At 60.4% G+C, this 20,620-nt stretch carries 19 protein-coding genes; 16 read left to right on the top strand and 3 right to left on the bottom strand.

The annotated features are described in order from the left end of the window. Positions 1–60: 60 nt before the first annotated feature. Genes L5M71_RS19255 through L5M71_RS19265 form a run of 3 tightly spaced genes read right to left on the bottom strand, consistent with a single transcriptional unit; the run spans position 61 to position 4,933 of the window. Positions 61–3,174 (bottom strand): efflux RND transporter permease subunit, encoded by a 3,114-nt coding sequence (locus tag L5M71_RS19255; protein ID WP_017228430.1) that lies wholly within the window; start codon positions 3,172–3,174, stop codon positions 61–63. Further along, a complete protein-coding gene (locus L5M71_RS19260; RefSeq protein WP_035813775.1) occupies positions 3,171–4,283 on the bottom strand; it encodes an efflux RND transporter periplasmic adaptor subunit in 1,113 nt (370 codons plus the stop codon). The genes L5M71_RS19255 and L5M71_RS19260 overlap by 4 nt, the downstream gene beginning before the upstream one ends. Before the next feature lie 17 nt (positions 4,284–4,300). Beyond that, the gene (locus L5M71_RS19265) at positions 4,301–4,933 is read right to left on the bottom strand and encodes a TetR/AcrR family transcriptional regulator (protein WP_263209113.1); all 633 of its coding nucleotides are present in this window, start codon (positions 4,931–4,933) and stop codon (positions 4,301–4,303) included. A gap of 58 nt (positions 4,934–4,991) precedes the next feature. Between L5M71_RS19265 and L5M71_RS19270 the strand changes: the two genes are divergently transcribed. From L5M71_RS19270 to L5M71_RS19345, 16 genes are all read left to right on the top strand, one after another. Beyond that, positions 4,992–6,323: an efflux transporter outer membrane subunit gene (locus L5M71_RS19270; protein ID WP_263209145.1), complete on the top strand. Its 1,332-nt coding sequence runs from the start codon at positions 4,992–4,994 to the stop codon at positions 6,321–6,323. A gap of 61 nt (positions 6,324–6,384) precedes the next feature. Continuing rightward, complete coding sequence (locus L5M71_RS19275) at positions 6,385–7,296, top strand: LysR family transcriptional regulator (protein WP_017228426.1); 912 nt, start codon at positions 6,385–6,387, stop codon at positions 7,294–7,296. Between the two features lie 11 nt (positions 7,297–7,307). Further along, entirely contained in the window at positions 7,308–7,550 is a 243-nt protein-coding gene (locus L5M71_RS19280; RefSeq protein ID WP_017228425.1) for an EexN family lipoprotein, read from the top strand. A 285-nt stretch (positions 7,551–7,835) separates the two neighbouring features. Beyond that, a complete protein-coding gene (locus tag L5M71_RS19285; protein ID WP_017228424.1) occupies positions 7,836–9,827 on the top strand; it encodes a conjugal transfer protein TraG in 1,992 nt (663 codons plus the stop codon). Then, a complete protein-coding gene (locus tag L5M71_RS19290; protein WP_017228423.1) occupies positions 9,824–10,276 on the top strand; it encodes a CopG family transcriptional regulator in 453 nt (150 codons plus the stop codon). The genes L5M71_RS19285 and L5M71_RS19290 overlap by 4 nt, the downstream gene beginning before the upstream one ends. Further along, positions 10,273–11,322, top strand: a complete 1,050-nt coding sequence (gene trbB, locus L5M71_RS19295; protein WP_263209120.1) for a P-type conjugative transfer ATPase TrbB — start codon at positions 10,273–10,275, stop codon at positions 11,320–11,322. Before L5M71_RS19290 ends, trbB begins: the two co-directional genes overlap by 4 nt. After that, positions 11,319–11,678, top strand: coding sequence for a TrbC/VirB2 family protein (locus L5M71_RS19300; RefSeq protein WP_017228421.1), 360 nt, complete (start codon positions 11,319–11,321; stop codon positions 11,676–11,678). The genes trbB and L5M71_RS19300 overlap by 4 nt, the downstream gene beginning before the upstream one ends. Continuing rightward, on the top strand, positions 11,675–11,947 hold the full coding sequence (locus L5M71_RS19305; protein ID WP_017228420.1) for a VirB3 family type IV secretion system protein: 273 nt from the start codon (positions 11,675–11,677) through the stop codon (positions 11,945–11,947). The genes L5M71_RS19300 and L5M71_RS19305 overlap by 4 nt, the downstream gene beginning before the upstream one ends. A 21-nt stretch (positions 11,948–11,968) precedes the next feature. Then, positions 11,969–14,407, top strand: coding sequence for a conjugal transfer protein TrbE (gene trbE / locus L5M71_RS19310; RefSeq protein WP_263209124.1), 2,439 nt, complete (start codon positions 11,969–11,971; stop codon positions 14,405–14,407). Further along, positions 14,404–15,132: a P-type conjugative transfer protein TrbJ gene (gene trbJ, locus L5M71_RS19315; RefSeq protein WP_263209127.1), complete on the top strand. Its 729-nt coding sequence runs from the start codon at positions 14,404–14,406 to the stop codon at positions 15,130–15,132. Before trbE ends, trbJ begins: the two co-directional genes overlap by 4 nt. A 9-nt stretch (positions 15,133–15,141) precedes the next feature. Continuing rightward, complete coding sequence (trbL, locus tag L5M71_RS19320; protein WP_263209130.1) at positions 15,142–16,527, top strand: P-type conjugative transfer protein TrbL; 1,386 nt, start codon at positions 15,142–15,144, stop codon at positions 16,525–16,527. Positions 16,528–16,539: 12 nt separating this feature from the next. Continuing rightward, positions 16,540–17,244 (top strand): conjugal transfer protein TrbF, encoded by a 705-nt coding sequence (trbF, locus tag L5M71_RS19325; RefSeq protein ID WP_017228416.1) that lies wholly within the window; start codon positions 16,540–16,542, stop codon positions 17,242–17,244. A 50-nt stretch (positions 17,245–17,294) separates the two neighbouring features. Further along, positions 17,295–18,254: a P-type conjugative transfer protein TrbG gene (gene trbG, locus L5M71_RS19330; RefSeq protein WP_411569135.1), complete on the top strand. Its 960-nt coding sequence runs from the start codon at positions 17,295–17,297 to the stop codon at positions 18,252–18,254. A gap of 2 nt (positions 18,255–18,256) precedes the next feature. Beyond that, positions 18,257–19,576: a TrbI/VirB10 family protein gene (locus L5M71_RS19335; RefSeq protein WP_263209136.1), complete on the top strand. Its 1,320-nt coding sequence runs from the start codon at positions 18,257–18,259 to the stop codon at positions 19,574–19,576. Continuing rightward, positions 19,573–19,842, top strand: coding sequence for a DUF2274 domain-containing protein (locus L5M71_RS19340; protein WP_017228413.1), 270 nt, complete (start codon positions 19,573–19,575; stop codon positions 19,840–19,842). The genes L5M71_RS19335 and L5M71_RS19340 overlap by 4 nt, the downstream gene beginning before the upstream one ends. Before the next feature lie 343 nt (positions 19,843–20,185). Further along, the coding region (locus L5M71_RS19345) for an aminoacyl--tRNA ligase-related protein (protein WP_317630054.1) at positions 20,186–20,620 on the top strand (435 nt) is incomplete at its 3' end.

Genomic DNA, 20,620 nt, shown 5'->3' on the forward strand with positions numbered 1-20,620 from the left:
GCAATTGTGCCGAGGGAAGTCGATAGATTTTTGAGAACATAGTCATGGTTACCGTAGATATTAGTTTTGCGAGGTGACCGCATTAGCGGTGGATTTTTTTTCAAGCAATCGGGACAGCGGGCTGTCGAACAGCAATTCATACAACGCTGGGACCATTCCGAGCGTGACCAGTGTGCCGAGCGCCAAGCCTCCAATGATGGTGATTGCCATACCAGACCAAAGTGGGCCGCCGAACAACAACAGGGGCACTAGGCCTGCAACGCAGGTTAGCTTGGTCATCACGATTGGCCGTAAGCGCTGCACAGCCGACGTGATGACGGCATCCCGCGGACCGCGACCTGCATGGAGCTCAGCCTCAATGCGCTCTAGAAGCAACACTGCGTTGTTGACGATAATGCCGGCGAGCGAGAGAAGTCCGAAGTTCGCCATAAAGCCCAGCGGCTCGCCAGCCAGCTTCAGTGCAGGTGCCACGCCGATTAGCGTAAACGGGATGATGGCCAGAATGAGCAGTAGTTTCCTGAACGAGCCAAACTGCCATATGAACAAGATCAGCATAGCAATTGCTGCATGCGGTAGGTACTCACTGAGTGCATCATTAGCTTCAGCAGCTTCTTCGATTTCGGCCCCCATTTCGATGCTGTAGCCTGGAGGCAGTTTGAGTGCCGCAATAGTTGGTGCCAGTCGATCAACCACCTGCTGTGCTGTCTCGCTGTCGCTGCGCCCCTCCACCGTTAACGTGCGAGAAAGATCTCGTCGTCGGATGACGGAAGGCTCGGACCCCAGTGAGACCCGGGCGATGGCCGACAAGGGCACGGGCGTAGCGCTTGCGCCCGTATATACCAATGTGTTGGCCACGTCTTCTGTGCGTTGTCGTTGAAGAGGCGTACCGCGCACCACCACAGGGACCAGCGTGTCGCCGTCGCGGAGCACAGATGCATCGATGCCGGAGAATCGCGCAGCTAGCGAAGTGGCTACCTCTTCACTTGTTACACCGAGCCGGCGTGCTTTGGCCTGGTCGATTTGCACATCAATTCGCGGGACACGGTTATTCCAGTCGTCGCGCACACCGACTACTCCGGCTACCTTGCGCAGTTCGGCCTTGATTTGCTCTCCCAGATTTTTTAGCACCGCCTCGTCAGGACCGAATATCCGGTAAGCCACAGTGCCGGAATCGCTTGACCCCAGCGAGAACCGTTTGACCTCGCTGCGGATCTCTGGATAGTTTTGGGAAAGATAGTCGCGTGTGCGCGCAATCGTGGTGTCAAGCTCGTTCTTGGAAGTCACGCCGACTGTGAAATAGCCAATATGCGAGGCAGGAAGCGGCGGGTTCAAACCTAGGATGATGCGTGGACCGCCATCGGCAACATAGCCGATGCTGGTGGTGACCTCGGGATTAACCTTTTTGTCAGAGAGCCAACGGCTGATGTTTTGCACCTTGACTAACGTGGTGCGTGAATCGCTTCCAGGCTGCAGCTCGATCGATACTTGGTACTGGGGCCGGTCCGACTTGGGCAGGAATCCCGCAGGTACCGTCGACAGCAGCAGCAGGGCCAGTGCGAGGAGGGTCGCCATGACGCCAAAGAACACTAGCTTGTGATCCAGGACCGCGTTGATGGCACGGCGGTAAAAACGGTAGAACCCCGCCTCGGTGTTGACTTCGCCGTGGGCTTCTTGTCCGGTATGGTGGGATACTTTGAGGAAGTAGTAGCACAGAAGTGGCGTTACCGTCAGGCATAGGAGCCAGGAGCCGAGCAACGCTAGCGCCAGCACCAAGACCAGCGGACGGAGATACTCATTGATCGATGTGTCGCCAAAGAAAAAGGGCGAGAACGCGAAGATGATCACCAGCGATGATGTGAGCAGGGGGATCGCGAGCGTTTTGCCCGCCTGGATACACGCCTCGCGCCGGGTCTCGCCAGCCACCAATCGGCGTTCAACGTCTTCGACAATCACAATGCCGTTGTCCACCAAAAGACCCAGCGCGATGATGATGGCGGCCATCGAGACACTATGCAGTTCGATGTGCATGAATTGCATGGCGATCAGGGTGCCGAGGATGGTCAAGGGAACTATGCTGCCGACAATCACGCCAGCGCGCCAGCCAAGGAATAGCACGACCACCGTCATGACGATCACGATGGTCTCCCCCATAACCTGATTCATCTTGCCCATTTCGCGATCCACGACGTCCGCCTGAAAGGTGACGTAGTCGAGCGTAAAGCCCACGGGCAACATTTGCTGAAGCTCGCTCACGCGCGCCTTAAGGCTGCGACCGAAAGCCTGGATGTTCTGGCCCGAGCGCATCGATACTCCGAGCACTACGGCTGGCTCGCCCTTGTAAACGGCGGCTGAATCCGGTGGATCGGCAGGTAGCACCTTAATTTGCGCAATGTCGCCTAGACGGACGGTATTCTCGGTACGACCGCTGTGGTCTGGCACGCTGAGGACGAACTCTCTCAGTGCCTGAAGTGATCGGATCTCGCCAGAAGCCACCAGTGCAGTGTTGAGCCCGCTCATCACCATCTGTCCACCAGACAGCACAACGTTTTGTTGCTGCAACTGCTGCAGCACGGCGGGCGCAGCAAGACCGAGACCCGCCAGGCGGGCCCGGTCAAATTCAATGTAGATGCGCTCGTCTTGCAGCCCGTGAAGGCTTATATTCTGTACGCCCGGCAGCTCGTAAAGACGATCCCGTAACTGCTTGAGTGGTTCACGCATTTCGCTCATGGCGAAGCCTGGAGCGGTGACCGCAATCGAAGCAACCGCGACCCGGCCGAAGTCGTCGTTAATGACCGTTGGCAAGGTGCCGCTAGGGAATTGCGGTGATACCTCTGCGACCTTCGTCCGGACCTTTTGCCAAATAGGTGTCAGGTCAGAATACTTCTCTAAAATCGTAACTTGCACAATGACTGTGCCTGTACGAACTGTACTAACTACATGCTTGATCTCAGGGAGTTCACGCAAACGCGCTTCAAGCGGTCGTGCGATCAGTTGCTCCATACGCTCAACTGGTAACCCAGGGTTGGAGACAAAGATCATAGCGTCGCGAATGGTGGTCGACGGCTCCTCCTGCGAGGGAAATCGTAGGAAAGCAAATACGCCTGCGATCAATACCAGGGCCGCGACAAAAAAGGTGAGGCGGCTTGAACCCAGCGCCGATTCGGTAAGCTTCATGGCTTGCCTCCGTGGAGCAGGGTCGTAGATGCGTGTTCTACTGCGGCTTGGCCGTCGACCAAGAAGGCCGCCCCGGCGATTACTACCCGGTCACCGGAATTCAGTCCGGATTTCACCGGAATGCGTCCGTCGGGCAGCAGACCCTCGTTGAGTTGGACAGTACGTTTAACGAGTTTGGTTTGCTCCAGTAGGTAGACGCTGCCATGGTCGGAATCAACACCCGGTAAGAGCGCCGCTGCGGGCACCGACATGCCTTTGTTTGTGATTCCGGGCAACTCTAATGACAGCATTGCACCACTGCGCAAAGTCGGCGTGGCGCCGTCAAGGCGAAAGATAGCTTGTACCAACGAGCCGCTCTCATTTCGGCTGGAGATGCGTTCCAGCTTCAACGGTAGTTTGGTAGCGGGCTGCGACGTTTGCGTGATAGTCGCTTGCGCGGACTCACCCGGAGCGATACGGGCTGCCACCGCCTCCGGCAGCATAGCAACTACCTCCAAGGTCTGGCCCGCCTCTATCTGGAATACGGGCAATCCCGCGCTGATGTCGGCAAAAGGTTGGGCATTGCGTGCCACGATCACGCCGTCGAACGGGGCTGTGATGCGAGACAAGGCTAACTCCCGCCGAGCCAGAGCCAGAGCGGCTTCAGCAGCCTGAAGTTGGCTCTGGGCGATTCGATGCTGGGTTTGAACGGACTCTAGTGTGATGGGAGAGACGATCTGGTCTTTGGCCAATGATTCGTTTTGCCGGAGCTGGGTGGCACGCTCGGCGAGAGCTGCGACCGCAGCAGTACGATCCGCTTCTGCTTTTTCAATATGCCGTAGTGCCGGTGATTCGTCGAGGCGAGCCAGCACTTGCCCTGACTTTACGCGGTCTCCAACATCGACAAGGATGGCACTGATGCGTCCCGATGATTCGAATCCGAGTTCTGAGCGTTGGCGTGCGCGCAGTGTGCCGATGAAGGATTCACTAGCTTGCAATGTACTGCTGGATACAACTTCCACTTTGACTGGCCGAGGAGCCACAGGAACTGGAGAGGTTTTTTTGGCGCAGCCAGCGATCAGTGCGGCTAGCAATGTGACGGCTACAGCCGTAGAGGTCGAGGATGACATAAAAATCCTGTAGGGGGTTAGGTTAGTTGTTTGGCGAGCGTATGAAGCGCTAATCGAATGGCTTTGCGTTCATGCTCGTTGAATCGATGGAAATCCAGAAGCTGAAGCATCGTGATCCCGTCCAGCGCTGCGGCGATCACCAATGCGGTGCCGTTTTGGGGGCCTGAGTTGGCAAAGTCGCTATAGAGATGGTTATATAGGTCGCGCACAGGCCCTAATAGATGCGGATAGTTGGATGCAGCCGCAAGCAGATTGCTCATTAACTGTTTTTCACCAGGCTGCATGTCGAGCGTGTCGTCGATCATGGCTCGCAACAAGTCACCACTGGAGTTGCCGGCCTGGGTTGCCTTGGCTCGATTGCGTTGTCCCCACTCTTCAAGCATGGCTTTGACGACCGCTTCCAGAAGATCGTCCTTAGTCTTGAAGTGATAGATAAGACCGCCCTTGGTGACGCCGGCGTCAGCGGCAACACCCTCTAAGGTCAACGCCTGAACTCCCTGTGTCGAGACGATCTCGGTGGCGACATCAATAAGTCTTTGTTTGGCGCTGGGGCGCGTAGATGAATTAGTCATGGGATGTTTGAGTGGTTGTAAATGTACTGTACGTATAATAAAGTAATAAGCATTAAACGTCAACTCTGGAAATCTCATGCCCACTTACACCAAAAAATGCATACCTAAAATCGCCATCTCTGCGCTCACGCTACTGATGCTCGGGGGGTGTTCGACGCCACCTCCTGTGGCACCCTTGTCAACTGCCGTGCCGCCGACGTGGAGCTTTAATCCCATGGTGGAATCGGACAGCAACCCCATGGCCGCCACCGCTTGGTGGCAAGACTTTGGCAATGCGGAATTGAATGCTTTAGTTGAATCTGCGTTGTTTGCGAACTCTGATCTTCGTATCGCTGCAGTCCGGGTCGCGCAGGCTCGTGCCCTGGCGGGCAGCACCGACGCTGATCGCTACCCACAATTAGGGCTTAACGCCGGATTACGGCGCGGTCGGGACTCCAGCGCCGATCCCAAAGCTGACCTGAGCTATGGCGGCTTCAGAGCGAGTTGGGAGCCTGATCTTTTTGGTGACAAGGGACTGGCGAGTCTTGCTGCCGAACGAGACTTCGAAAGTGCAGAACTTGCACGTCAGGCGATGCGGGTAGCGATTGCTGCAGAGGTTATGACAACGTATTTCGATGCGCAATTTCTCACGCAGCGAGAGGCCGTTACTCGCGATGTCGTTGTTACCTTAGAACGTCAAATCGAAGTAGCCAAACGGCGCTTTCAGGCGGGACAGGTCAGCAAATTGGACATCGATAGGCTCATGTCGGAGCTTGGGCAAGAGCGAGCCATCGCGGCACAGCTTCGGGGGGGGCTAGACGTGAAACTTCGGCAGTTGACGGTTCTTCTCGGGGAGGCAAAACCTCGCATCGGGTTGACGTTCCCTACGAACGCAAATGGTAGTTCGGGCATGCCGCCGTTGTTATTGCCGATCGAATTGTTGGAGCGTCGCCCGGATGTTAGAGGGTCTGCCCGCGCTGTCGAAGCCGCCATCGCTCGCCTTGGAGTGGCCAAACGCGACCTGTATCCGCGTATCACGCTAGATTGGTCAGGGCGCAAGGAACGCCTTAGCTCCGAAAGTAGCAGCGCATCGCCAGCCACTGTCATTGGCTATGGTGTTGCTCTTTCACTTCCCATCTTTGATGGCGGTCGAATCCGGGCCAACATAGAAATTCATGAAGCAAAGGCACAAGAAGCGATGCTGCTTTACGAAAAAGCCATGCTGAGCGCACTGGCAGATGCCGAGACTGCCGTAGTGCAACTTGCATCCACGCATGCCAGCGTTGCGGAACTGGAACGGGCACAGACGGCAGGGGCTGATGCCGCATCCAAGAGCGAGCGCCTGTTTAGTGCGGGTCTGGTAGATCTGAATACGGTTCTCGATACGCGCCGCAGTTACCTCAGGGCACGTGATGGTCTGATGCAAGGGCAAGCGGCTCAATTGGCTGCTGCGGTGGCAGTGCGGCGGGCCTTCGCTGGCAAGGTTTGAGCAACATTGGCCAAAGGGAAGGCTTGCATTTCATAGGAGCAATCGATGGTAAGGAAATAACATGGAACTTCGTCATCTACGCTGCTTTATTGCGGTGGCCGAAGAGCTGCATTTTGCCCGCGCGGCCGAGCGCCTGCACATAGAGCAGTCCCCGTTGTCGCGGGCTATCAAGGAATTGGAGTCCGACTTGGCTGTGCAGTTGTTCGAACGGACGACACGACGCACGCGGTTGACTTGGGCGGGTAAGGTCTTTCTGGAGGAGGCCCATCGAATCTTCGCCGCTATCGACCAAGCCAAAGCGAGCGTGAAGGCCGCAGCTACCGGTTACCACGGTCGCCTGCGTATCGCGCTGTCCGACAGCATTGCCCAACCACGATTATCGGCTTTGCTGGCACAGTGCCGCGAAGAGGAACCAGAGGTAGAGATTCGCTTGTCAGAAACGCCGCTGTCGCAACAGATAAAGGGGCTGCAAAGCGACCTGTATGACGCGGGGTTTGCACTATCCGACGAAGTGGGTGAAGGCCTTATCGCGGAGGCCATCTGGAGTGAGTCGCTGGTGGTCGCCGTACCGGCTCGCCACCCTATCCTGGTGCACAGGCGCATCCCTCTCGACGAGGTGTTGCGCTATCCGTTGGTGCTGTGCCATCCCGAAATCTGCGAAGGTTTCTGGCAGCAGGTCAAGCGGGTGCTGCGCACGGTGAATACGAAGCCCATCGTGGCAGATCGTGTGCCGACGCTGGACTTGATGATGACCTTGGTGGCCGCTGGATATGGATTGGGGTTCGCGGGCGAAAGTCAGATCGCTGCGTGCCGCAATCCCGATGTGATCGCCCGCCCCCTGGCCGGTCGCTCGCCGATGCTGACTACCTACCTACTGCGACCAGACACCGGGCCATCCGAACAGTTGATCCGCTTCATCGACAGGGTAAGTCCTGTCGATGACCAAGCATCGAATCCCGCCACCGTTCAATGAAAGCTCATGCCATGAAGATGATTACTACCCTGATTATCGTGGCGGTGCTGACCGCCTGCAGCCAGTCTGCGCCCACGAATACTGCCGAATCACTGGCCGCCAACCCCGAGCGATTGAAGGAACTGCGCGTGCAGTGCAAGGCTGACCGCGCGAAGTTAGGCGATGCGTTGTGCAATGCTGTGGCAGAAGCCACACGCAAACGCTTCATGGGAAATGGCACTCCGTACACGCCTGAACCGACACCGAAGAACTGATCGCCTCGCGCAGATAGTGACCTTGCGACCGGTCAATTCCCGTCGCATGTCTCTGCACGTGCCAATTCTTCACATCGACAAAAAATCTTTCAATAAATCGCCATACACGCCGCAACACGCATTCGCTTGTGGCGTTTTTCTTGTCTACGCCCCTGCTGGAAATCTTTCTTTTTCTCCTTGAATTGTGCCGATAACGGTCTTTGACCGGCGCTGACCCAACACCGAACCTCACGTCTGCGGCACGTCTTTGTGCGCGCGACGTGCAGAAGAAATTCGGAGGTCGGAATGCAAGGGACCAGTGTGCTGTTCGGTCAGGTGTTGACGGTGTTCAGCATCGTCATAGCCGGCGTGTGGGGGGCCACACAATGGACCGCCGCCGCACTGGGTTACCAGCTACGCCTTGGCACGCCCTGGTTCGACTTCTTCGGCACGCCGGTCTATCACCCGTGGCGGCTGTTCGAGTGGTGGTTCTTTTTCGACGCTTACGCACCGCACGTCTTCAACACAGGTGGTGTCATCGCTGGCGCAAGTGGCCTGGTTGCCATGGTGGTCGCCATCGGCATGTCGATATGGCGCTCGCGGCAGTCCAAGCTGGTCACGACCTACGGCTCCGCGCGCTGGGCCGATGCCAACGAAATCCGCAAGGCAGGATTAACTAATCCGGCCGGTGTTTTCCTCGGCCTGCATGACGATCAGTATCTTCGGCATGAAGGGCCGGAACACGTCCTGACCTTCGCGCCGACACGCTCGGGCAAGGGCGTGGGTCTGGTGGTGCCAACGCTGTTGTCATGGCCTGCATCCGCAGTCATCCACGACATCAAGGGCGAGAACTGGAACATCACTGCTGGCTGGCGCTCGCGTTTCTCGCACTGCCTGCTGTTCAACCCGACTGATCCCAAATCAGCCGCGTACAACCCGCTGCTGGAAGTTCGGCGCGGCGCGCATGAAGTGCGCGACGTGCAGAACATCGCCGACATCCTGGTCGATCCCGAAGGTGCGCTGGAACGGCGCAACCACTGGGAGAAAACCAGTCACGCTTTGCTGGTAGGCGCGATCCTGCATGTGCTCTATGCAGGCGAAGACAAGACGCTGCGTGGCGTCGCCAATTTTCTTTCTGATCCGGCGTGTCCGTTCGAGGTGACCTTGCACCGGATGATGACAACGCGCCACCTGGGCGCGAGCACCCATCCTGTTGTAGCATCGGCCGCGCGCGAGGTGCTCAACAAGAGCGACAACGAGCGCTCGGGGGTTCTGTCCACGGCCATGAGTTTTCTGGGGCTGTATCGCGATCCTACCGTGGCCGAAGTCACGTCGCGCTGCGATTGGCGCATTGCCGACCTGATCTCTGCCGAACATCCGGTGTCGTTGTACCTGGTGGTGCCGCCTTCGGATATCAGCCGCACCAAGCCGCTGATCCGACTGATCCTGAACCAGATCGGTCGGCGACTCACTGAATCGCTCGATGGTTCCGATGGTGTGGAGCGCAAACACAAGCTGCTGCTGATGCTCGATGAGTTCCCGGCGCTGGGCCGTTTGGACTTCTTTGAATCAGCACTGGCCTTCATGGCAGGCTACGGCCTGCGTGCCTTCCTGATTTCACAGTCGCTCAACCAAATCGACAAAGCCTACGGCCAGAACCATTCGATTCTGGACAACTGCCATGTGCGGGTGACTTTCGCCACCAACGACGAACGCACGGCCAAGCGCATCTCCGAGACTCTCGGCACCGCCACCGAATTGCGCGCGCAGCGCAACTATGCGGGCCACCGGCTGGCCCCGTGGCTGGGCCACCTGATGGTGTCGCGCCAGGAAACGGCAAGACCTCTGCTGACGCCCGGCGAAGTCATGCAACTACCGCCGGATGAATCGGTGGTGATGGTCTCCGGTCAGGCACCGATCAAGGCCAAGAAGCTGCGCTACTACCTTGACGCCAACTTCAAGCGGCGTGTACTGCCGCCGCCCTCGTTGACGCTGGGACGCTACGCCGACATACCTGCCGCACGCGCCGACGACTGGAGCGCCCTGGCTGTTCCCACTGTCCCGGCCACGTCTGCCGCGACTGGGCTTGGTGAATCGGCCGATGACGGCGGCCCCCGCCAGCAACCCGAGCTATCCGAAGTCGCGTCCTACAGCCCTGAACCCGAACAGTCGGCCAGTGACCTGTCGCTGCTCGATGACGACGACTTTCCGCTTCCCCTCCCGAACCAGCTCGACCCGCGCTTGCAGCGCACGGCACGGCTGGCCGCTCTCGACCCTGACGACGGAATCCAGCTATGACCCAAGCCCGCCTGAATCTCTTTATCCAACATGACCACGCCAAGCGCCTGGACGAACTGGCCACCAAAAAAGGCGTGTCCAAGTCGTCCATTGTCGCTGCGGCGCTGGCGTCCTGGCTCTCTCCTGACGCGGGTGACCAGCGCGAGGCGGCCACTGCCAAACGGCTGGACCGGCTGTCGCGCCAGTTCGAGCGTCTGGAGCGTGACCAGAACATCCTGATCGAGACGATGGCGCTGTACGTGCGCTACTACCTCACCGTCAGCACGCCGGTGCCGGAGGCCCATCAGGAAGCCGCCAAAGCACAAGGCAAAGCTCGCTTCGAGCAGTTCATCGAACAGCTCGGTCGCCATGTGCTTCGAGGGCGCAGCTTGGTCAAGGAGGTCTACGAGGAAATCCAACCTGATGCCGCGCGACTGGCAGAAGCAGCCATGCAGGAGGACGGTGCATGAGCGCCGTCCCGAAATTGTCACCCGAGTTGCAGCCCGCGCCGCCGTCATCCGCCGCCACTTCGCTGGACCGCCGTATCCGCATGCTGCGCACGGCGATGGGGCCGCTGATCGCCGCCGCACTGGAAGACCCGGACGTGGTGGAGATCATGCTCAACCCGGACGGCTCCTTGTGGATTGACCGGCTGTCGTCGGGGCGCTCGCCGACTGGCGTCAAGCTGTCCGAGGCCGATGGCGAACGCATTATTCGGTTGGTTGCAGCCCACGTCGGCACCGAGGTGCATCGCGGCCAGCCACTGCTGACCGCCGAGCTGCCGGAGACAGGCGAGCGCTTCGAGGGTGTCTTGCCGCCCGCCGCACCGGGACCGGCTTTCGCCCTGCGCAAGCGCGCCGTGAGCATCATCGGCCTGGAGCGCTATGTCGCCGACGGCATCCTGACCGAGGAACAGGCCGAATTCCTGCGCCGCGCGGTGCGCGAGCGGCAGAACATTCTGATCGCTGGAGGCACCAGCACCGGCAAGACCACGCTGGCCAACGCCTTGCTGGCCGAGATAGCCGCCACCGGCGACCGGGTGCTGGTGCTCGAAGACACCGTGGAGCTTCAGTGCACCGCCCGCGATCATGTGTCGCTGCGCACGCGGGCCAACGTGGTGTCGATGACCGAACTTGTACGGGCCACGATGCGGCTGCGGCCTGATCGCGTGATTGTCGGCGAGGTGCGCGGAGGCGAGGCTCTGGACCTCATCAAGGTCTGGGGCACCGGGCACCCCGGCGGTATCGCCACGATTCACGCCAGTTCCGCCCACGGTGCACTGCTGCGCTTGGAACAACTGATCCTCGAAGTCGCTTTGACGCCACCGCGCGCGCTGATCGCCGAGGCGGTGAATGTCGTCGTCTTCATCGCTGGGCGCGGCCGCGCCCGCCATGTTCAGACCATCGCCCGCGTGGTCGGCTTCGACGGCCACGGCTACCAACTCGACGACGCGCTCGCGCCGCCGCTGCCAACCATTTCGATACCTTCCTCAACAACCCCTGGAGAACTGCCATGACACACACTGTTTTTTCGACTTCCCGCCTTTCTGTAAATCCGCATCTGCGGCTGGTGTTGCACGTTGCCGTGCTCGCCGTGCTGATGTTGTGCCTGGCAACGACTGCCCACGCGGCCGGTTCCAGCATGCCCTGGGAAGGGCCGCTGCAATCCATTCTTGAATCGATCCAGGGACCGGTGGCCCGGATCGTGGCGGTGATCATCATCATTTCCACCGGCCTGGCCCTGGCCTTTGGCGATACGTCGGGCGGCTTTCGCAAGCTGATCCAGATCGTGTTCGGTCTGTCCATCGCGTTCGCCGCGTCCTCGTTCTTCCTGTCGTTCTTCTCGTTCTCGGGTGGAGCGGTGGTCGCATGAGTGCGCACAACGAATTCGCCTCAGGCTTTGAAGTGCCGCTGCATCGGTCTTTGACCGAACCGATTCTGCTGGGCGGTGCACCGCGCACCGTGGCAATCGCCAACGGCACGCTGGCCGCTGCCGTCGGCTTGGGCCTGCAACTGTGGATTCCAGGCCTGGTGCTTTGGATCGTCGGCCATTCGCTGGCGGTCTGGGGTGCGCGGCTTGATCCGCAGTTCATGGCCGTGTTCGCCCGGCACATCAAGCACCGCCCACTGCTGGACGTGTGAGACCGACAAGAAGAACACGCCGTGATGAATTTCGCTGAATACCGCAAGCGGCCTGCGCTGCTGGCCGACTGGCTGCCTTGGGCTGGACTGGTTGCGCCCGGTGTCGTGCTCAACAAAGATGGCTCGTTCCAGCGCACGGCGCGTTTTCGCGGGCCGGACCTGGATAGCGCCACGCAGGGCGAACTGATCGCCACGTCGGCACGTTTGAACAACGCGCTGCGCCGGTTGGGGTCAGGCTGGGCTTTGTTCGTGGAAGCGGAACGGCGCGCTGCCGCCGACTATCCGCACTCGGATTTCCCGGAACCGCTGTCCTGGCTGGTGGATGAAGAGCGCCGGGCTTCGTTCGAGGAAGACCACAGCCACTTCGAGAGCAGCTACCACCTGACACTGGCGTACCTGCCCGCCGAGGAATCCCGCGCCCGCGCCGCCAAGCTGCTGTACGAGAACACACCGCAGAGCGGCGTGGACTGGCGTGAACGGTTGGAATCGTTCATCTCGGAGACGGACCGTTTCTTTGACCTGCTTGATGGGGTCATGCCAGAGATCGTCTGGTTGGACGACAGCCAGATGCTGACCTATCTGCATGCGACGGTCTCGACGCGGCGTTACCGGGTGGCGGTGCCGGAACATCCCTTCTACCTCGATGCATTGCTGGCCGATTCTGCCTTGGTGGGAGGTTTGGCGCCCATGCTGGGCGACCAGCACCTGCGGGTGGCATCGGTGCGCGGTTTCCCCACCTCGACCTGGCCGGGACTGCTGGACGATCTCAACCGGCTCGGCTTCGCCTACCGCTGGTCCACCCGCTTTCTCTGCATGGACAAGGCCGAGGCAGAAACGGAGTTGGGCCGACTGCGCCGCCAGTGGTTCGCCAAGCGAAAAAACGTCGTGGCCTTGCTGCGCGAAACCATCTTCCAGCAGGAAAGCCCGCTGGTCGATACCGACGCCTCGAACAAGGCGAACGATGCCGATGCTGCCCTGCAGGAGCTGGGCAGCGATCAAGTCGCCTTCGGCTATGTTACGGCGACGGTGACCGTGCTCGATTCAGATCCTTCGGTGGCCGATGAAAAGCTGCGTCGGATTGAACGTGTCATCCAGGGCCGTGGCTTCGTCACGATCCCAGAAACGCTCAATGCTGTGGAGGCGTGGCTGTCCTCGATTCCGGGCAATGCCTACGCCAATGTGCGGCAACCCATCATCTCAACGCTGAACCTGGCGCACCTGATGCCGGTGTCGGCCGTGTGGGCTGGGCCGGAACGCAATGAGCACCTGGACGGGCCGCCGTTGATCGTGACGCGCACCGACGGTGCCACGCCGTTCCGGCTGGTGACGCACATTGGCGACGTGGGCCACACGCTGGTGGTCGGGCCGACGGGCATGGGCAAGTCGGTGCTGCTGGCGGCCTTGGCCATGCAGTTCCGCCGCTATCCCGGCTCGCGCATCTTTGCCTTCGACATGGGGCGCTCGATGCGCGCCACCATCCTGGGCCTGGGCGGCGAACACTATGACCTGGGCACCGATGGCGAGATCGCCTTCCAGCCGCTGGCCCGCATCGACCAGGATGGCTACCGCACCTGGGCCGCCGAATGGCTGGAAGGCCGGTTGCTGCATGAAGGCGTGGCCGTTGGCCCCGAGGAGAAGGCGGCAGTCTGGTCGGCGCTGGGGAGCTTGGCCGGCGCGCCGGTGGAGCAGCGCACCTTGACCGGCCTGTCGGTACTACTGCAATCCAATGCGCTACGTCACGCCTTGCAGCCCTACGTGCTCGGCGGCGCCCACGGCAAGCTGCTGGATGCGGACTCGGATCGCCTGGGTTCTGGTTCCGTGCAGTGCTTCGAGATGGAGGAACTGATGCACAGCAAGGCTGCGACGCTGGCGGTGCTGGGCTATCTGTTCGCGCGCTTCGATGAACGCTTCGACGGTGCGCCGACCTTGCTTATTCTCGATGAGGCCTGGCTGTTCCTTGATGACCCGGTGTTTGCCGCGCGCATCCGTCAGTGGCTCAAGACGCTGCGCAAAAAAAACGTCAGCGTCATCTTCTCCACGCAGTCGCTGGCCGACATCCAGAACTCATCCATCGCCCCGGCCATCGTGGAGAGCTGCGCCAGCCGCATCTTCCTGCCGAATCCACAGGCGACCGAACCGCAGATTCGCACGATCTACGAAGGCTTCGGTTTGAACCACCGCCAGATCGACATCGTAGCCGAGGCGGCTCCCAAACGCGACTACTACTACCAGTCCCGGCTGGGCAATCGCTTGTTCGACCTGGACCTGGGACCGATCACGCTTGCCTTTGCCGGCGCCTCGACACCGCAGGACCAGCGCGACATGGATGCGGTATCCCGCTCAGTGTCGCCTCCAGACTTCGCAGCAGCCTGGCTGCGCCATCGCGGCCTTGACTGGGCCGCCGATCTTGTTCCGTCCTTTCCGTCCCATTCATCCTTCTCGCAAGAGTACCCATCATGAAAAAGACCATCCTCGCCATGGCCGCCGCAGCGCTGGTAACCCTGATGCCCGTTGCACACGCGCAGTGGGTCGTGATCGATCCGTCCAACCTGGCACAGAACATCATGACCGCAGCACGTTCGCTGGAGCAGATCAACAACCAGATCAGACAGCTCCAAAACCAGGCGCAGTCGCTGATGAACGAGGCAAAGAACCTCACTGGCCTGGACTTCAGTGCATTGAATGAATTGCATGCATCGCTGTCGGCGACGAACCAGCTCATCCAGCAGGCCCAAGGTCTGGCATTCAACGTATCGCAGATGGAGACCGAATTTCAGCGGCTCTACCCTGATGCGTACTCCGCCTCCATGTCGGGCACCCAGATGGCGACCGATGCGCGTTCGCGCTGGCGCAACTCGCTTGAAGCGCTGCGCACCGCGACCAAGGTGCAGTCGCAGGCAGTGCAGAACTTCGCATCCGATGAGCAGACATTGACCGACCTGGTGAACCGCAGCCAGTCGGCCGTGGGTGCTTTGCAGGCCACACAGGCGACCAACCAACTGCTGGCCTTGCAGGCGCGGCAATCCATCCAGGCGCAGCAGCTGCAAATCACGCAAGACCGGGCGACCGCGCTGGAGCAAGCGCGCATCGTCGCCGTACAGGAACGTGCCCGCGAGGTGCGGCGTCGCTTCATCGGGGACGGCACGCCGTACACGCCGCAGACAGTCGATTTTTACGGTCGCTGAGGGGACGCCATGAACGACGTTTCCGTCATCGATCATTTCCTCAATGTTTTCTCTCGCTACATCGACTCCGGCTTCGGTTTGTTGCGCGGGGAAGTTGCCTTCCTGACCGCCACGCTGGTGGTGATCGACATGACGCTGGCCGGGCTGTTCTGGGCCATGAGCCATGCCAGCGGTGGCGGCGACGACATCATGGGAAAACTCGTCAAGAAGGTGCTATACGTGGGGGCCTTCGCCTACATCATCGGCAACTTCAATCTGCTGGCCGGCATCGTGTTCCGGTCGTTCTCTGGACTGGGCTTGCTGGCGTCTGGCTCGACGATCTCACAGGCCGAGTTCCTACAGCCGGGGCGGCTGGCCAAAGTCGGCATCGACGCCGGGGCGCCGATTTTGAAGCAGATCAGCGAGGTGGCGGGATTCCCGGAAGTGTTCGTAAACATTGACGTGGTCGTCGTGTTGTTTCTGGCCTGGCTGGTGTTGATCGTGAGTTTCTTCGTACTTGCGGTGCAGCTCTTCGTCACCTTGATCGAGTTCAAGCTGACCACGCTTGCAGGCTTCGTGCTGGTACCGTTTGCACTGTGGAATAAGACTTCATTCCTCGCTGAAAAGGTATTGGGCAACGTGGTGTCGTCGGGCATCAAGGTGCTGATGCTGGCGGTCATTGTGGGGATAGGCACGGGCCTGTTCGCCGAATTCCGGACGCCTCCGGGGGCAGACCCGTCGATTGACTACGCGCTGACCATTATGCTGGCCGCACTGGCGATGCTGGGTCTCGGGATCTTTGGGCCTGCCATTGCAACCGGGCTGGTGTCCGGAGCGCCGCAACTGGGTGCAGGTGCCGTTGCTGGAACTGCCTTGGGTGCTGCTGGAGCAGCGATTGCCGTAGGTGCTGCCGCAACGGGTGTCGGTAGCGCCGTTGTTGCCGGTGCGCGTATGGCGCCGGGTGCCGCAAAGATGGCCGCGAGCGGCGCTCGCTCGATGGCCTCGACCGCCAGTAGCGCGAAGTCCGCATTCCAGGCCGGTTCTGCCGGTGCAGGCGGCGGACTCAAGGGTGCGGCGGCAGGCTTGGGCAACGTCGCCAAGACGGGTGCGCAATCGGTGGGGCAGAAGGTCGCCGCTGGCGCCAAGTCGCTGAAGGACCGAGCTGCGGCGGCCATCAAGCCGGATGCTTCGGCATCCGGGGCGGGTGCTGGTGCTGCCAGTTCCTCGAATGATTCATCCGCTCAAGGCGGTGCCGACGCCGCGCCCACCGATACCCAACAACCCGCGTGGGCCAAGCGCCTGCATCGCCGCCAGCAGATCAGCCAAGCCGTCTCGACCGCCGCCCACACACTGCGCGGTGGGGACGGCGGCGGCTCGGGTAGTAGCCCCAGCCTGCGCGACCCCTCGGATTCATAAGGAGAACATCTCATGCGATTCAAACGTTCATTGGTGCGCTACGCGGACACGCCGCAGCCTGCCACCCCATACCAATCCGCCGAACAGGTCTGGGATGACCGTATCGGTTCGTCTCGCGTGCAGGCAAAGAACTGGCGGTTGATGGCTTTCGGTTGCCTGGTGCTGGCCTTGCTGATGGCGGGTGGTCTGGTCTGGCGCTCGGCGCAGTCCATCGTCACCCCCTTTGTGGTGGAAGTGGACAGCGGCGGGCAGGTGCGTGCGGTTGGAGAAGCGGCCACGCCTTACAAGCCCAACGATGCGCAGACGGCGCACCACTTGGGGCGCTTTATCACGCTGGTGCGCTCACTCTCCATCGATCCCATCGTCGTTCGCCAGAACTGGCTCGATGCCTACGACTACACCACCGACCGCGGTGCGGCCGTGCTCAACGACTACGCGCGGGTGAACGACCCCTTTGCCCGCATCGGCAAGGAGTCGGTGACGGTGCAGATCACCAGCATCGTGCGCGCCAGCGATGCGTCATTCAATGTGCGTTGGACCGAGCGCCGCTATGTCAACGGTGCAGCCGCTGGACTGGAGCGCTGGACGGCTGTTGTGTCCGTCGTCCTGCAGACGCCGCGCACCGAAGAACGGTTGCGCCGCAATCCGCTGGGCATCTACGTCAATGGGTTGTCGTGGAGCCGTGAACTCGATTCTTCCGAAGGAGCCAAACCATGAAACCGTCTTTGCGCATTGATGTATTTCTGTCGCTGCTGGTAGCCGCATCCATGACACTTTCGGGCTGCGCCACGCAGGGCAAACCGCCGCCGACCATCACGCTGGATGAGCCGGTCGCGGCGCAGCCGCTGCCGGAGTTGCCCAAGCCCATCGAAGTGGTCGCGGTTCCGCGGCCTTTGCCTTTGCCCGAGCAGTTGAAACTGTTGCCGGATGAGCTGGAGGCCAAGACAGCACCTGAATCGGCCGACGAAAAGGTGCGCGTCACGCGGGCCAATCAAGAGGCCCGCATTGCACCGACCCGCGAGGGCTACGTCAATGCCATCCAGGTTTGGCCGTACACCGATGGTGCGCTGTACCAGGTCTATGCCAGCCCGGGCCGGGTGACGGTCGTGTCGCTCCAGCCGGGCGAGGAGCTGGTGACGGTCGCTGCTGGCGACACCGTGCGCTGGATCGTGGGTGACACATCTAGCGGCGCGGGGGCCGGTCTGCGCGTGAGCGTGCTAGTCAAGCCCACACGTAGCGGTCTCAAGACCAATCTGGTCGTGACCACCAACCGGCGTACTTACCTGATTGAGCTGACCTCGACCGAAAAGGCATGGATGGCCTCCGTATCCTGGGACTATCCGAAGGACCGCATGCTGGCCTTGCAGCGCCAGGCACAGGCGGCACAGGTTGCCGCACCGGTCGATGCGGGCCTGTCGCTGGAGAAAATCCGGTTTCGCTACGCGATCAGCGGCAGCAATCCACCCTGGAAACCGCTACGCGCCTTCGACGACGGCGAGAAGGTCTATATCCAGTTCCCCGGCGGCATTGCGCAGGGCGAGTTGCCGCCGCTGTTCGTCATCGGCGCGCAAGGTGATGGGCAACTGGTGAATTACCGCTTCCGGTCGCCGTATTACATCGTGGACCGGCTGTTCGGTGCGGCCGAACTGCGCCTGGGCGCTGACAAAGGTGACGTGGTGCGGATCGAGCGCACGGATGGGATTGTGAGCGGGACACGGAGGAACTGACCATGAGCCATGCGAACAATGCCCCTGATACCCCAGATACCGCGGTGCCAGACGTACCGCCCAAGGTGGCTCCAGAAAACGTGATGCTGCGTTCCCAGCCGCGTCCGGTCACGCGCTTGAACCGGCGCATGCTGGCCGTCCTCGCTGGTGGGCTGGCGACCGCCGTGCTCGGCGGCACTATCTGGTCGTTGCAATCAACGCAGCGCCGTGGCGCTGGCGACCAGAAGGAGTTGTACAACGTTGATCGCGTGTCGCGCTCGGAAGGACTTGATCGACTGCCAGCGGACTATTCCAAGCTGCCACCGACCCTGCCAGCCCCAGTGCCGCAGCTCGGTGCGCCGCTGCCAGGCGACCTGGGTGGCCCGATCCACAGGGCCGAGCAACAGGCGCAGGGTTATGTCTATCAGCAGCCTGTCCATGACCCGGCCGAGGTTGAGCGCCTGGCGCGTTTGAAGCAGGCCGAGGAAGCGGCAGCTTCGTCGGTGTTCTTCCGCTCGGGTGGCCAAAAGGTGGCCGCTGCCGCGCAGCCGCAGGCCTTGCCTGCCGCCACAGCGCTAGCCGCGAATGTCGCCTTTGATCCGATGGCTGCTGGCCCGGCCTCGACAGCAGCGCAGTCCGCCGATCCCACGACAGTACAGAACCGACAAGACCAGAAAGAGGCGTTTCTGTCCAAAGCCGGTTCTACGGAAACCCGTAATTCCGGCTCTCTGCAAATACCCGCATCGCCGTATCAAGTCATGGCGGGCACGGTCATCGCTGCTGCGCTAATGACGGGCATCAAGTCCGACCTGCCGGGCGATGTAATCGCCACGGTAACGGAGCCGGTCTACGACACGGCCACTGGCAAGTACGTGCTGATCCCGCAAGGCTCGCGCCTGCTGGGCAAGTACAACAGCCAGGTGAGCTATGGGCAGAGCCGCGTGCAGGTGGTGTGGAATCGGGTGATCCTGCCGGATACGTCTTCGTTCCAGCTCGACAAGCTGGTCGGCACCGATCCAGCGGGCTATTCGGGTCTGGAAGACGGGGTGGACTGGCACTGGGATCGCGTCTTCGCCGGTGCTGCGCTGAGCACCTTGCTGGGCATCGGTGCCGAGCTGGCCGCACCGGAGAATCGCAATGGAGGGGACCGCGTGATCATCGCCGGGCGCGACAGCCTGAAGGACTCTGTGAACCAGGTCGGACAGGAGATGACCCGGCGCAATATGAACATGCAGCCGACGCTGACCGAGCGACCCGGCTTGCCGGTGCGCGTCATCGTCAATCGGGATCTGGGGCTGCGGCCCTATCAACCACTTTTCTTTGTGCGTGGGGGATTGCGATGAGCACGTTGCCTAACAAATTACGTCTTGGGCCGCTCCCCAAGACAGAAAGCACAAAGCTGACCTTTGCTTGCCCGGCCAGCTTGAAGGCCGACCTCGACCACTATGCAGCGTTGCACGCCCAAGCCTACGGCGAAACAGTGGATGCGGCGACGTTGATTCCGCACATGCTGGAAGCGTTCATGGCTGGAGACCGGGGATTCAAGAAAAGGGACGCATCAAAGCCGACGTTGCAGAAGTCGCCCCAGCGAGAAGCAACGCCTCCGTAGCCAAAGTCACAGTCCACAAAGCACCCTTGAACGCGCAGTCTCCGAACTGCGCGTTCGCGTTTTGGGGATCAGCCCTATTTTTTGCGCGCATATGATTACGGAGGACGCGACCGTCGCCTGCATCCGTGTTGCCCGCCCTGGCACGCCAAGACCCGCAACCGCACGGCTCCTATGTGGCCCCCAGCCTGCAAACCTACAGCAGGCCGAAGTCTCCAGGAAATACCCTAAACTATTGCTTTATATAGGGTTTTCGCGTCATGTCCTTTATCAAAAATGGCTTGACAGCGGACATTTTTTATACCTTGGTTTTGTGTTTCGCTCAGATTTTACTCAGGAGAGAATGATGAAAACACATCGCGAAATTGCAGAACAACTTGACCTATTTCACTCTGAACCACAGGCGCCGGGTATGATTTTTTGGCACCCGAATGGCTGGGCGTTATTCCGAGATATTCAAGAGCACATGAGGCGCGTGTATCGCCGAAATGGTTTTGAGGAAGTGAACACGCCTGTTTTTATGAAGAAGGAGTTATGGCAAACGTCTGGGCATATGGACATGTTTGCAGAGAACATGTTTTTCGGTGGCGGAAAGGAAAACATGGATGAATATGTTTTAAAACCTATGTCTTGTCCTGCCCATATTTTGCTGTTTAAGCGCGGGGTACATAGCCATAGAGATTTGCCACTGCGACTATTTGAGTTTGGCTTGGTGCACCGTAATGAATCCTCAGGCTCGTTAAATGGTTGCCTGCGCGCACGCCAGTTCACTCAGGATGAT

The sequence above is a fragment of the Shewanella sp. SW1 genome (genome assembly GCF_025653545.1).
Classification (GTDB): Bacteria; Pseudomonadota; Gammaproteobacteria; order Enterobacterales; family Shewanellaceae; genus Shewanella; species Shewanella oncorhynchi.